At 71.2% G+C, this 13575-nt stretch carries 12 protein-coding genes; 7 read left to right on the forward strand and 5 right to left on the reverse strand.

Annotated elements, in window-relative coordinates:
- Window positions 1-15: 15 nt before the first annotated feature.
- Window positions 16-636 (reverse strand): dihydrofolate reductase family protein, encoded by a 621-nt coding sequence (locus tag OG992_RS28240; RefSeq protein WP_266304734.1) that lies wholly within the window; start codon window positions 634-636, stop codon window positions 16-18.
- A 9-nt stretch (window positions 637-645) separates the two neighbouring features.
- Window positions 646-1566: a hypothetical protein gene (locus OG992_RS28245; RefSeq protein WP_266304735.1), complete on the reverse strand. Its 921-nt coding sequence runs from the start codon at window positions 1564-1566 to the stop codon at window positions 646-648.
- A gap of 131 nt (window positions 1567-1697) precedes the next feature.
- On the opposite strand from OG992_RS28245, the gene OG992_RS28250 reads away from it, so the two are divergent.
- The 6 genes from OG992_RS28250 (at window position 1698) to OG992_RS28275 (ending at window position 9646) form a co-directional block, all read left to right on the forward strand.
- Entirely contained in the window at window positions 1698-4469 is a 2772-nt protein-coding gene (locus OG992_RS28250; protein ID WP_266304736.1) for a BTAD domain-containing putative transcriptional regulator, read from the forward strand.
- A 94-nt stretch (window positions 4470-4563) separates the two neighbouring features.
- Window positions 4564-5283 (forward strand): hypothetical protein, encoded by a 720-nt coding sequence (locus OG992_RS28255; protein ID WP_266304737.1) that lies wholly within the window; start codon window positions 4564-4566, stop codon window positions 5281-5283.
- 43 nt (window positions 5284-5326) lie between these two features.
- A complete protein-coding gene (locus tag OG992_RS28260; RefSeq protein WP_266304738.1) occupies window positions 5327-6196 on the forward strand; it encodes a hypothetical protein in 870 nt (289 codons plus the stop codon).
- A gap of 191 nt (window positions 6197-6387) precedes the next feature.
- Window positions 6388-6921: a SigE family RNA polymerase sigma factor gene (locus OG992_RS28265; RefSeq protein ID WP_266304739.1), complete on the forward strand. Its 534-nt coding sequence runs from the start codon at window positions 6388-6390 to the stop codon at window positions 6919-6921.
- Window positions 6918-8348: a hypothetical protein gene (locus OG992_RS28270; protein ID WP_266304740.1), complete on the forward strand. Its 1431-nt coding sequence runs from the start codon at window positions 6918-6920 to the stop codon at window positions 8346-8348. Before OG992_RS28265 ends, OG992_RS28270 begins: the two co-directional genes overlap by 4 nt.
- Window positions 8349-8437: 89 nt before the next feature.
- Window positions 8438-9646, forward strand: a complete 1209-nt coding sequence (locus OG992_RS28275; protein ID WP_266304741.1) for an Imm21 family immunity protein — start codon at window positions 8438-8440, stop codon at window positions 9644-9646.
- Window positions 9647-10117: 471 nt separating this feature from the next.
- Here OG992_RS28275 and OG992_RS28280 read toward each other — a convergent pair whose 3' ends face one another.
- Window positions 10118-10702, reverse strand: a complete 585-nt coding sequence (locus OG992_RS28280; RefSeq protein ID WP_266304742.1) for a hypothetical protein — start codon at window positions 10700-10702, stop codon at window positions 10118-10120.
- A gap of 71 nt (window positions 10703-10773) precedes the next feature.
- Between OG992_RS28280 and OG992_RS28285 the strand changes: the two genes are divergently transcribed.
- Window positions 10774-11277, forward strand: a complete 504-nt coding sequence (locus tag OG992_RS28285; RefSeq protein WP_238686931.1) for a hypothetical protein — start codon at window positions 10774-10776, stop codon at window positions 11275-11277.
- 68 nt (window positions 11278-11345) lie between these two features.
- Here the strand turns inward: OG992_RS28285 and OG992_RS28290 are convergent, their stop codons facing one another.
- Together OG992_RS28290 and OG992_RS28295 are read right to left on the reverse strand one after the other, a co-directional pair.
- Window positions 11346-12533: an NAD(P)/FAD-dependent oxidoreductase gene (locus OG992_RS28290; protein WP_266304743.1), complete on the reverse strand. Its 1188-nt coding sequence runs from the start codon at window positions 12531-12533 to the stop codon at window positions 11346-11348.
- An 82-nt stretch (window positions 12534-12615) separates the two neighbouring features.
- Window positions 12616-13560 (reverse strand): RNA polymerase sigma-70 factor, encoded by a 945-nt coding sequence (locus OG992_RS28295; RefSeq protein ID WP_238686933.1) that lies wholly within the window; start codon window positions 13558-13560, stop codon window positions 12616-12618.
- Window positions 13561-13575: the final 15 nt, after the last annotated feature.

Raw genomic sequence — 13575 nt, forward strand, 5'->3', positions numbered from 1 at the left:
CTCCGTCGGTTCGGTTCAGGAGAGCACGCGGTAGGTGACGTGCAGGACCGTGCTCGCCGCCCGCGCCGCCAGTTGTTCGAGGTTCAGCGGCGGGACGCCCTCGAACAGCCGCACGCCGGCGCCGAGGGTGATCGGCACGATGTGCAGCCGCAGCTCGTCGACCAGACCGGCGGCGAGGTACTGGTTGATGGTGGTCGCGCCGCCGTGGATCAAGATGTCGCCGCCCCCGGCGGCCGCGCGCGCCCGCGCGAGCGCCGACTCGATCCCGTCGGTGACGAAGTGGAAAGTGGTGCCGCCCTCCATCGGCTGCGGCTCCCGTGCGTGGTGGGTGAGCACGAACACCGGCTTGTGGAACGGTGGGTTCTCACCCCACCAGCCGTTCCACTGCCGATCCCATGCACCGCGCACGGGGCCGAACATGTTGCGGCCCATGACGACCGCTGAGGCGGTGTTGCTCAGGTCGAGCTCGGCCTGGTTCTCCTCGGCGTCGTCGAACATCCAGGAGTGCAGCCCACGGCCCCAGCCGTCACCGCCGTCGTCGCCGAACGGGCGTTCCTCGGTCTGGTTCAGCCCGGCCGAGTACCCGTCGGCGGAGATGGTCTGGTCGGCGATCACCTTGCCGTCACGTGTGGTCACTGCGCTCACCTATCGGGGGGACGGGGACGGTTGGACGTTCCGGCCATCGACTGTCGACACCGGCACGACGGGGTCGCCGGCCGTCGGACGGTCGGGCTGCGCTCGAAGGAACAGGAAGAGCAGCGCGGCGGCCATCGCCACGGGGGCCAGGGCGCACGCGACACTCACCACCACCACCGTGACCCGAGAGCTGAGGTCGGTCCCGGTCTCGCGTTTCGGGAAGGCATACACGCCGACCAGGAGGAGGACGAGCCACAGGGGCACCAGCAGGGGAGCGAGAGCGGGCCAGACGGGCCAGACCGGCTCGACGACGATGCCCCGGCCCAGGACCGTCCAGGTGAGGGCGACGCCCGGGAGGAGGCCAACCGTCACCAGGGTGCAGACCAGCAGGCGTACGGGTCGACGTCGCCGTGCCACCCACCCGAACAGCGCCGCGCCGGCTGCGGCGCCGGCGAGGGTGCCAGCGACCGTGCTGGGTAGGAACGTGCCGGGCGGGGCCGGTGCGATGGTCAGCTCTGTCCCGCTCGCAGAGTATTCGAGCGCTACCGTCAGCCCGTCGCGCTCGGCCCGCCAGCCGTCGCACAGGTAGCCAGGAACGCGGCGGAGCCCCTGCCACCCCTGCGTCCCGGCGCTGCGCCGGAACTGCTCGGAGAGCCCACAGTCGTCACCATCGTGGTACCAGAAGGACTCCCGGCCGGAGCCCAGGTCGTCGGCAGCGAGGTGGACGCCCCACCGGTAGCCATGCACGACCCGGCCCGAATCGCCCGGCGCCGCACCGGGAAGCAACTGCGCTGCCAGACTTTGCGCCTGGTCGCCGCTGGGCGGCGTGACACCACGACCGCCGTACCAGGCACCGAGGCTCAGGCCGACCGTACCCAGCAACACCGCACCGAGCAGCACCATCGCGACGCGCCGCAGCCGATGGCCCACCGGCGTACCTCCCTGCAGTAGTGCGCTAGACGGTAGCTCCCGGAGTCCGTTCCTGGTGCCCCGTGGATCGTGTCCATTACGCGACGAATAGATCGAGTTTGCTGGGCTGGGGACGTTAGTTTGATTCGGTGATGTCGATGGTTGGTACGGGCGTGCGGGTCAGGCTGCTCGGGCCGGTGGAGGTGGTCGTCGCCGGCAGTCCGCAGGCGGTGAACGGCGTGCGCCGCAAGGCGGTTCTGGCCACGTTGGCGCTGCACGCGGGGCGTGTCGTCAGTGTCGACCGGCTCATCGACGTGGTCTGGGGCGACCAGCTACCGGCCACGGCGGCGAACACGTTGCAGCGCCACGTCTCCTACCTACGCGGGGTGCTCGGCGAGCCCGGGTCGATAGTGGCGCGTCAGCCCGGATACCTGCTCGACACCGGGCCGGACTCCACTGATGTCCAGGCCGCCGAGCGCCTCATCGAGTTGGCCCGGCGCGCGACGGACCGCAACGAGCAGGTGACGCACCTGACGGCCGCCGTCGCACTGTGGCGAGGTCCACCGCTGGCCGACGTGGCCGGGTCGGCCTGGCTTGAGGAGCAGGCCGAACACCTGGCACGCCTACGGTTGGAGGCCGAACGATCGCTCGCCGAGGCCCGGCTGTCCGTCGGTGAGCACGCCGGCCTCGTACCCGGGTTGGAACGGCTGGTCCGACAGCACCCCTTCGACGAGCACCTGCACGCGCAGCTGATGCTCGCCCTGTACCGCGACGGCCGCCAGGGCGAGGCGGTCGCCACGTACCGGCGGCTGCGCGACAACCTGCGGGAGAACCTCGGCCTCGATCCGGGTCCGCGGCTACGCGACCTGGAGTGCGCCATCCTGCGCCAGGACAGCGCTATCGCCGCACCGGCCGCGGCGGCCTCGACGCGGGTCGCGGCGCAACTGCCTCCCCCCGTACCCACGTTCACCGGTCGCGACGCGGAACTGGCCGCCCTCGACGCGCTGGTCGGCCGGGGCGGCGCCGTCGTGGTGTCCGGGACCGCCGGCGTCGGCAAGACCGCCCTCGCCGTGCACTGGGCGCACCGCGCTGCGGAGCGCTTCCCCGACGGGCAGCTGTACGTCAACCTGCGCGGTTTCGACCCGGCGGCCACACCGACCGAACCGGCGCGTGCGCTGCACGGCTTCCTGGAGGCGCTCGGTGTTCCGGTGGCCCGGATGCCCGGCGACCCGGACGCGATGGCGAGCCTGTACCGCACGACTGTGGCGGGCAAGCGACTGCTGGTGGTGCTGGACAACGCCCGCGACGCGGAACAGGTCCGGCCGCTGCTGCCCGGCTCACCGGACTGCCTCGCCATCGTCACCAGCCGCGACCAGCTCATTCCGCTGGTCGTCACCGAGAGCGCCCACCCCGTGCCCCTCGACCTGTTGAGCCCCGGCGAGGCCCGCGACATGCTGGTCCGCCGGCTCGGGGAGCGTCAGGTCGCCGCCGAACCCGCCGCGGCCGACACCATCGCCGACCGTTGCGCGCGGCTGCCCATCGCCCTGGCCATCGTGGCCGCCAGAGCCGCCACCAACAGGCACTTCTCGTTGGCCGCCGTAGCCGGCGAACTGGGTGACCTGGACGCCTTCCGCGCAGGCGACGAGGCCACCGACGTACGGGCGGTCTTCTCCTGGTCGTGCCGGACGCTGAGCCCACCCGCGGCCCGGCTGTTCCGGCTGCTGAGCCTGCATCCCGGCCCGGACGTCTCCGCCCCGGCCGTGGCCAGCCTGGCCGGCGTCGACGGTCGGGCGACAGGCCCGCTGCTCACCGAGTTGACCCGGGCGAATCTTTTCACCGAGCACACGTACGGGCGCTACGCGTTCCACGACCTGCTGCGCGCGTACGCCGCCAGCCTCGCCGACGAGGCCGAGCCGCCGGCCGAGCGTCGGGCCGCCATCCACCGACTGCTCGACCACTGCCTGCACACCGCCCACGCCGCCGACCTGGCACTGCACCCGCACTTCAGCACGATCAGCCTGCCGCCGCCCGGCGCGGGCGTGACGCCGGAGCGCCCCAGGAGCCGGTCGGCCGCCGCGGCGTGGTTCACCACCGAGGTCCCCGTCCTGCTCGCGGCGGTGCCGCTCGCGGCGCGGTCCGGGTTCGAGGGACACGCCTGGCGGCTCGCCTGGGCCATGGCCGGCTTCCTGCACCGGCAGGGGCACTGGCAGGACTGGCTCGGCACGCAACAGATCGCTCTGGCCGCCGCGTCCCGCATCGGGGACCAGGCGGGGCAGGGCCACGCGCACCGCAGCCTCGGTCTCGCCTGCTCCCGACTCCGACGGTACGACGAGGCCGACGACCACCTGCGGCGCGCACTCGACCTGTTCACCGACGTCGGCGACGACGCCGGACGGGCGCACACCTGCCTGAACCTTGGTCAACTGGCCGAGCGGCAGGGGCAGCACCAGCAGGCGCTGCGCCACTCCCGGCGGGCGCTGGCCCTGTTCCGGGGGACCGGAAACCGGGCCGGTCAGGGGTACACCCTCAACGCTGTCGGTTGGCAGGAAGCGCTGCTCGGCAACTACCAGCACGCGCTTGAATCGTGCGGCGAGGCGCTGCGGATGTTGCAGGAGGTGGACGACGTCCAGGGGCAGGCCGACACCTGGGACAGCCTCGGCCACGCCCACCACCAGCTCGGCGACGATCGGCGAGCGATCGCCTGCTACGAGCACGCCCTGGACCTCTTCACGCAGGTGAACGACCGGTACGCCGAAGCCAGCACGTACGTCAATCTTGGCGGCAGCCACCGGGCGCTCGGCGACCTCGCCGCCACCCGTGCCGCGTGGCGCCGGGCCTTGACCATCCTCGACGAGCTCGGCGATGCCGACGCCGACTCGATCCGCGCCGACCTCGACCAGCTCGACGCCACACGGCTGCACTGACGTACCCCGCTTTCAGCGCCGTTTCCGGGCCGCTTCAGCGCAGCCCGCCACTCTTCGGACACCAGTTTCTTCCGCACCAGGAATGGAGCGTTCGATGAGTCGTTTGGCACACCGCCTCGCGGTGATCGGGGTGGTCAGCGGGACGGTGCTGGCCATGTCCTCCGCCGCAGTGGCCCGGACGGAGAAGCCGCCGCAGAAGGGCGCCGACTGCGTGGTCCAGCACGTCGACGAGCGCGGGAAGATCCTCCGCACCGAGACCGCACCCGAGGGCCGGGAGCACACCCCGTTCCGCTGCGTCGCCGGGAAGTGGACGTTCGCCTGGGCGCCCTTCGGAGCGGACGACATGATCACGGCCGACGAGATCCAGATCGAGCCATCCGGTGCCGTCTCGGTCCGGCGGTTCACCGGCCCCGCCCTCGGCAACGACCTCACGGTGGGCGAGATCGCTGGCATCGCCCAGGCCGTCAGCGGCAGCCGGGAGGTGTTGGTCGACCGCGCGATCGTGGCCGTCGACGACGGCAAGGAGCGGACCCCGGAGCAGGTCGCGGCGCTGCTGGCAGGCAAGGACGACACCGGCGTACGGGTGCTGGACATCATCGAGAAGCCCCATGCCGCCATGTCGACGAAGGACGTCATCGACGAGGCCGGCGGCACACCCGAGACGACAGTCGTCTACTTCAGCATCTGGGGCGCGATCAAAGCGGTGTTCGCCTGGATCGTGGACACGATCGGCGAGATCGGTGAGTGGATCGACGACCACTGCGACGCGGGTTCCCCCAACGACTTTGGCGACGTGATCACGTGTCAGTGGTAGCCCGTCCCACCCCGCCGACACCGATCACCGAGATGAGGACAGGATGACAACTCTGCGGGACATCACCAGGCGCGCCACCATCGTCACGACCGCCCTGATCGTCGGGCTGACCGCTTCGTACGCCCCGTCGCAGGCCGCCGAGGGGGAGGCCCGCACGACGATCACCGACCAACCCGGTGCCCCGGGCACCATGCTCCAACAGTTCGAGGACCTCACCGGCCGACCCGTCGGCGACCTGGACAAGGTGCTGGCCGTCGACACCGGCGGGCGGAACCTCACCGGCGACCAACTCGAAGCACTCGCCGCCGGTAGGGAGGTCGACGGGGTCACTGTCGTCGGCACGATTCCGGGCAGCCGGGACGTCCTCGGCACCACAATGGCCGACCTCGCCGACGGGACGTACGACGGCAGCGGCGACAGCGGGACGGCGACGTCCCTGCTCTTCGCCTCGTCCAACCCCGGCGGCCCCGAGTGGTGCCTGACCATGTGCGTCGCGTCGGGCAAGACCATCTGGCAGTGCCTGCTGTCGCGCCGGACGGGCGAGCTGATCCTCACCCTCGACCTCGCCGGCGCCACCACGGTCGGTGGGACGAAGGCTGCCTTCGAGAAGGCCAAGGGCGTCGCCGTCGACGGCCCAGACACGGTGGACACGTTGATCGGTGATCGTGAGCCCTCGGCGGACGAGATCAGGACGCTCCTCGACGGCAAGGACATCGAGTCGATGCGCCGGGTGGCGACAGTGGCCGGGCCGGACCCCGGTTGGGCGCTGGCCGACATCGCCGAGAAGTCCGGCGTCGTGTACTCGAAGAACAGAGGCCACCTCTTCACTTTCACCTTTCCGGTCCTCGGCAAGGTCCTCGTGTGGTGCGACTCGAAGGATGGCGGGAAGACCTGGAAGTGCTCGGCCCTTTGATGGGGTTCTCACGGGTAGACCGTCAATGGTCCCGCTCCGCATCGACCTCGCCGGTCGGTGCGGAGCGGGACCGCTCGTCAGCTTGCGGCCGGGCGGCAGCGTGCGATCCTCCACTCAACCCCGGAGGCCACAGGTGGCGTCTCACTCTGCGTCCGCACTGAGACGCGAGGTGGACGCGACCTGGAGGTGGCGTGAGTCGGCACGAGGACGACGAAGAGTTTCGGCTGTTCGTCCAACGACAGTGGGGATCGCTGCTCCGAACGGCCTACCTGCTGACCGGTGACCGGGGGACAGCCGAGGACCTGACGCAGTCGGCGTTGGAGAAGACCCATCGGCGCTGGGGTCGGGTGCTGCGCAGGGACGCGCCCGAGGTCTACGTACGCCGGGCGATGGTGAACACGGCGATCTCCTGGCGGCGTCGGCGGCGGCCGTTGGAGGTGCCGCTGCTGACCTCCGACAGCCAGCCGACGCATGACGCGTACGTGCAGGTGGAGCAGCGCCAACTACTCCTCGCCGCGTTGCGGCGATTACCGCCCAGGACGCAGGCGGTGCTGGTGCTGCGCTACTTCGAGGATCTCAGCGAGGCGGACACCGCCAAGGTTCTCGGCTGCTCCGTCGGGGCGGTGAAGAGCCAGGCGTCGCGCGGGTTGGCCCGGCTGCGGAGCGACTTCGCCGCCCCACCCGCCGCTCAGTCCCCGGTACGGCTCGAGGAGGAACTGGCATGACGGGAAGCTTCGCCAATTCGACGCTCGGTCCCGCGCTGCGGCAGGCCGCGCACGGCGTCGACGTACCCGAGGATCCCTGGCCCGGGTTCGCCCGCCGGGAGCGACGGCACCAGCGGACGCGGCTGATCCGCACGGCGTTGGCCGCCGCGGTCGGGGTCGCGCTCGTCGGGGTCCAGACCAACGTGGTTCCGCTGCCCGGATGGGCACCGGGCATCGCTGTCGCCGCCACTCCGACGGCGCTGCTCGACGCGCCACCGCGGGGCGCGCTCGCCGGGGACCGGGCCTGGCTGGACACGCTCCGGACGCGGATCAGCGCGGACCCGCCGGTGCGGATCGACGCTCCGGTGGGTGCCTGGAAGATCGGCGACCGCGACCGGATCCGTCTGATCTACGGCAGTGACCAGGCGGGCCATCGGGTCGCGCTGGTAGCGGTGCCGCTGCGGTACGGCCTGCTGACCAGGGAAGCGCTGGTCTGGTACGTGGGTCCGGCCGGGGCCGGTGCCCAGCAGATGCGGTACGGCGGCCACAGCGAGGGTGACGACGACCCGGTGCTGACGTTGATGCGGGCCTACCCCGACCGGGCTGGGTTCGCGGTCGCGGTCGGTCCGCCCGAATCCACAGTGATGATCAGTGGCGACCCTCGGTACACGCCCAGGGGGACTGTGGAGTACCAGGACATTGCCAGGGCGGACGGAGTCGGAGTCGGTTTCGCGGTGCTGCCGCCCGAACCCCTGCCGCACGAACCCGTTGTCCGGGTCAGCCGCGGCGATCGGGTGTTCTTCCAGGGTGGTCTGGGCGGCGGCCCGTACGCCGCGCTCGACCCGACCGGGCCGGAGATGGACGCCCTGCTCATCGCCGCTCGCCAACCCGCCCGCGGCACGCCGCTCGACGACGTCAACCTCCGCACCTTCGTCCAGACGGCACTTCAGGACAGCCACCTTCCAGCCGCCGGCACGACGGTGCGGGTGCGGTGGTCGGGCCGCGAGCACGGCCAGGCCGCCGCGTTGCTCACCGTGCAGCCGGCCGGCGGTGGGGTGATCGCGTACGCCATGCACGGCGACGATCGGACCGGCTGGTGGACCGACCTGCGGCTGCTGTTGCCGGCCGAGGGCGCCGACAAGCGACCGATCGGCTGGCGGGTCCGGACCGAGGACGGCGCCCGTCCCGCCACGGGCGAGGTGCGGGTGATCGCCCCGCCGGACGCGGCCCGGGTCACTGTGACGGTCGGCGGCGCACCGCCAGCCACTGTCGCCCTCGACGCGTCGAACGCCGGCACCACCCGGGTACCAGCGGACCAGGCGGCCACTCTCACCGCGTACGGCAGGGACGGCGGCGTCCTCGGGACCACCCCGCTGCCGCCGGTGGAAAAGGTCAGTGACGCGGGAGGTCTGCCGGGCGACAGCCCGGCCACCCGGGTGACACCCTGACGCAGCGGCCGAGCCGTCCGAGGACGGCTCGGCCCGCGTCGGCCTCTAGGATCGACAGCCTTGATGGCGACGGCCTGCGGGAGCGCATGGTGACAAGCGAGGCGGAACGGCCGCTCGACCGGCTCACCGAGCGGGCCGAAGCCGTCCTCGTCGACTTCGACGGTCCGATCTGCCGCCTGTTCGGCTCCAAGGCCGCGCCGCGCATCGCCGCCGACCTTCGTCAGCTGATCGTCGGCCGGGGCATCGTCCTGCCCGACGAGCTGCGCGACGGGGACGACCCGTTGGAGCTGTTCCGCGCGACAGCTGTGTTCGCGCCCGAGCTGGTGGGCGTCGTCGGTGCGGCCCTGGCGGCGGCGGAGGTCGAGGCGGCGGCGTCCGCGGAGACCACGATCGGAGCCTTCGACGTGGTCGGGGCGTGCCTGGCGACCGGGCGCCCCCTCGCCATCGTCAGCAACAACTCCGCCGCTGCCATCGACGCCTATCTCGGACGCCGCGACCGGGCCCGCTACTTCGCCGCCGTCATCGGCCGGGGTGAGCACCCCGATCTGCTGAAGCCCAACCCGATGCCCGTTGTGCGGGCCCTGCAAGAGCTGAAGGTCGCACCCGATGCCGCTGTGCTGGTCGGTGACTCGGTCACCGACGTGGAAGCCGCCCGAGCAGCCGGTGTCGCCTGCATCGGGTACGCCAACAAACCCGGCAAGGCCGAACGTCTCGCCGCCGCCGGCGCCGACGCGATCGTCACCGACATGACCGACCTGGCGGGGGTCCTCGCTCGTACGCGCAGGCCGGTCAGCCTGCTGCAGTGGGTCGACTCGGGCGGCGGGCCGCTCGTCGCCGTGCCGACGACGGCGCTCGGCGAGTGGAGGGGCGCGTCAGACGACGACGATGACTCCTGGGGCGACTACGACCGGGCCTGCCGGGTCGACGGTTACGTGGGGGTGCTTGACGTCGGTGCCGTCCAGGCGCTCGTTCTGGCCGACGAGCCGGCGTCCACCACGTACCTCCCGGACCGGCGGATCTTCGTGCGGTGGCTCTACGCCGCCTCCGAGGCAGATGTCGTCCGCCTCGTTCCCCGGGCGGTCAGGATCGCCCGCTGGGAGGACGCGGGTACGTGGACGACCAGCGGGCCGGCCGAGTTGTTCGACTCCGGCTACACCGGCGACGGGCTGGAGCACACCACCCACCTCACCGTGGACCTGGCTCGTGGCACCTACCTGATCCGCACCGCTTTCGTGCAACCCGACAAGAGGACGGCGCTGATGCTGGTCCACCTGGTCGAGCAGACGCAGCCGGTCTGAGTGCCCGAACAGGTCCGAACAGGCCGGTGAGCAGCCCGGACGGGCGCGTGGCTGTTCGGAACAAGCACCGACCGTAGTGGATACCTAACTGGCGGCAATACGCTGACGTCCAATCACCCGGACGCCGGCGAACGACATGGGTGATGAATTCGCCGACATGTGGGGGCCTTCAACGTTCGGTCAGCGCTGTCGCCTGTTCAAGCGGCGACACACACCCCTGGAGAGGGAGACATCATGCGAATCCGTCGTGTTATCTACGCAGCGGCCATCGGGGCCATCGTTGCGGCCACCTGGATGGCCGCGCCGGCTCAGGCCGGTTGGGGTCACGGCTGGTAATCGGCTTCGGGCGAATGCGGGCGGGCCGGCGCCCAGCGGGACTCCGGCCCGCCCGACACCCACACGGCCGGACTTCTGTCGCCTCGCGGCGGGTCCTCGCACCTCGATGAGCCGCTGGAAGGTGGGTGGCCCCAGCTATGAGTCGAGTCGGGGCTCGCACAGGCGCTGGGCGTCCTCCTGCCAGGCGCTTCCGACGAGAGCGACGGGGTAGCGCGCCTCTCTGAGCCGCTTGTCCTCGGTCTCGACGGAGAACCGCACCGACAACGGCTCCAGCTCGAACGCCGTCGCGCACTCCAATTGCAGTTCGACGGGGATCTGGCCGGTGCCACCCGGGCGAACCTGCCGGGCCTGGCCCATACTCCGTACCTGGACGCCCGGCCTTTCTGCCTGGGCCGCGCGGATCGTGATCGGCGCGGGGCCGGTGTTGATCAGTGTCAGCTGCCCGTTCAACAGGACGGTTCCCCTGCTGTTGAAGCCTCCCGAGAAGCCCGACTCAGGTAGCGCCACGAGCGAGACCACAGTGGACTGCTCGCGCTGTGCCCGAGAGTCGCGCAACTCGCCGACACCGATGCCGCCGAGCACCACACCGATCGCGAAGGCGGCGACGAGTGAAAGGAGTATCTTCCGTTTGTTCGCGATGTTCCCGTGGATGCTGCCACTCCGTTGGGCCGGCTCAGGACCGTGTTCGTCGAGATCGATCACCACATGTTCCGCCGCCATTGCGACAGCCTAGGGGCTGGCACATGTCCGGTCAGGAAGCGGCTGTGCGGACCTCTGACACGATGTGATGCATGGATGGGGAGCAGCGGGAGCGTGCCGTCTTCATCGCTGAAGCCGAGTTGCTCGAGCAGCGGCACGACTCCTGGGCTTCACTCCAACGGAGGCAAGCCGCGTTCTGGCAACGCTGGAGCACCCTGACCACTGTCTCGTCGGCGGTCCTCGCCGGCGCGTCGGGGGCGGCCGGGCTGGCCTCCGCCGAGTTGGGCACGGCGGCCGCGATCGCGGCCCTGGTGGCCGCCGGCCTCGCCTCGGTGGCCAGCAGTTCCGGGGCCGCCCACCGCAGCGAAGTGGCGTTCACCTCCGCTGCGGCCAACCAGGCCCTGGCCGACCAGGCCAGGGCCTTCCGGACCATCTGGGCGCCACACCAACCGCTGACCGATGTGCGAGCCCGGTTTGCCGAACTCTCCCATCAACGCGATCAGGCGGTCACCAGCGCGGCGTTGAAGTTGGGCAGGCGGTCGTTGATGCGGTATCTCCAGAGGACCGCGCCCTCGGTCAACCCGCGAGGACACTGACGCCGCCGCCCGCCTGGGTTGGCTCACTGCCGGAGCACCGGAGCCGGGCGTCGTGCCTCAGCCACCTGTCAGGACGCTGCCGTACGGATCTCCGAGCGGGTCGGGACGACGCGGTGACGGCGGACCGGGTACAGGACCGGGTGCGCGATGCTCCAGGCGGCGCCCGCGCAGACGAACTCCTTGTAGCGGGCCGCCAGCTTCCCGGTGAGCTGGGCCGGCCTGGCCCGGTCGTCGGCGGTCACGTACTGGATGATGCCGTCGCGGCGGCCGAGGCTGATGCACTGGTTGAAGTAGCGCAGCGGGGCCTTGGGGAACTTCGCCCGACCGGTCAGGCGTGCGGCGATGGCGTCGGCGGCCTGCCAGGCCATCGGGATGCCCGAGGCGCAGGACATCCGCAGTGGCTTGCCGCCCGGTCCTTCGGCGATCGCGGCGTCGCCCACCGCGTACACCTCGGGGTGCGAGACCGACCGCATGCTGGAGTCGACGATGATCTGTCCGGTCGCCGCGACCGTCAGGGTCGTGGCGGCGGCGATGGGGTGCACGGCGAAGCCGGTCGTCCACACCGTCACCTGGGCCGGAATCTCCCGACCGTCGCGGGTGACCGCACCGGCCGCCTCGACCCGCGCGATGTCGGTGTGCTCGTGCACCGTGATGCCGAGCCGGTCGCAGACGCCACGCAGGTGCTGCTGCGCCTTGCCGTTGAGCCAGTCGCCGAGACCCCCGCGCGCGGCGAGCGCGACATCGAGGTCCGGCCGGGTCTCCGCGATCTCGGTGACCGCTTCCAGGCCGGTGAGGCCGCCGCCGACGACGAGCACGGTCCCGCCGGCCGCGAGGTGGGCGAGGCGGTCGCGCAACCGCAGCGCCGAGGGCCTGCCGGCGATGTCGTACGCGTGCTCGGCGACCCCGGGGACGCCGTGGTCGGCGGCAACGCTGCCGAGGGCGTAGACGAGCGTGTCGTACGCGATCTCGTCGGTGCCGTTGTCGTCGGCGAGCGCGACGGTCCTGCGGTCGACGTCGACGGCGGTGACCCGCGCCCGTCGAGGGTTGACGCCGGTGCCGGCGTAGACCTTGCTCAGTGGGCGTGGTGTGAGGTTCTGTCCGGTGGCGAGTTGGTGCATGCGGACCCGCTCGACGAAGTCCGCGTCGGCGTTGACGAGGGTGATCTCGGTGTCGTCCCGGTGCAGCCGCTTGGCGAGGCGCCCGGCGGCCATGGCTCCGGCGTAACCCGCTCCGAGGACGACGATGCGGTGCTTCATGGTGGCACTCCTGTCTCGGTGATGGTCGCTTCCTGAACCGGACAGCGACGCGATTCCTGACAGGAGTTGGCTATGAGCTGGATCACCAGACGCGGAGGGTGGGCTCCTCGTGCTCCGAGGCGGACCACTGCCGGGTGGCGCGGACGAGCTTGTCGGGGTTGACCTGGTTGTGGATGGCCGTGACACCCTCGGGCGTCACCTGCACCGACATCACGCCGATGACCCGATCGTCGATCACGACCACCACGGCCGGAGCGCCGTTGGCGGTGGTGACGTACATGGCGGGGCTGCCACCGACCAGGTCCCGTTTGACGTCGGCGGGCTTGAACAGGCCACGCAGGAACTTCGCCACCGCCAGCGCGCCGACGATGGGCGCGGACCGGGCCGGGATCTTGCCGCCGCCGTCGGCGGTGCTCGTCGCGTCATCGGTCAGCAACTCCACCAGCCGCTGAATCTCGCCGTTGTTGGCCGCCGTGAGGAACTCCGCGACGACCTTCCGGGCGGTGGCCAGGTCGACCTCCGCGCGGGACCGTTCGGCGGCGACGTGCTGCTTGGCGCGCCGGTAGGTCTGCTGGCAGTTCGACTCGGTCATGCCGAGGATCTCGGCGATCTCACCGTGCGAGTAGCCGAAGGCCTCCCGCAGCACGTACACCGCGCGTTCGTTCGGCGACAAGCGCTCCAGCAGGGTGAGCACCGCCATCGAGACCGACTCGCGTTGCTCGGCGGTGTCGAGCGGGCCGAGCATCCGGTCCCCGGCGAGGACCGGCTCGGGCAGCCACGTGCCCACATAGGTCTCCCGCCTGGCCCGCGCCGAGGTCAGCTGGTTGAGGCACACGTTGGTGAGGACCTTCGTCAGCCACGCCTCGGGCGTCTCGACGTGCTCCCGGTTGGCGCCCTGCCAGCGGAGGAAGGTGTCCTGGACGGCGTCCTCCGCGTCGCTGGCCGAGCCCAGCAGGCGATAGGCGATCGCCTCCAGGCGGGCCCTGGAGTGCTCGAACACCTCGACCTCGTCCGGACTGAGCGGCATGACTAGACAGTATCC

Origin of the sequence: Micromonospora sp. NBC_00362, assembly GCF_026342155.1 — a bacterium.
Lineage (GTDB): Bacteria > Actinomycetota > Actinomycetes > Mycobacteriales > Micromonosporaceae > Micromonospora > Micromonospora hortensis.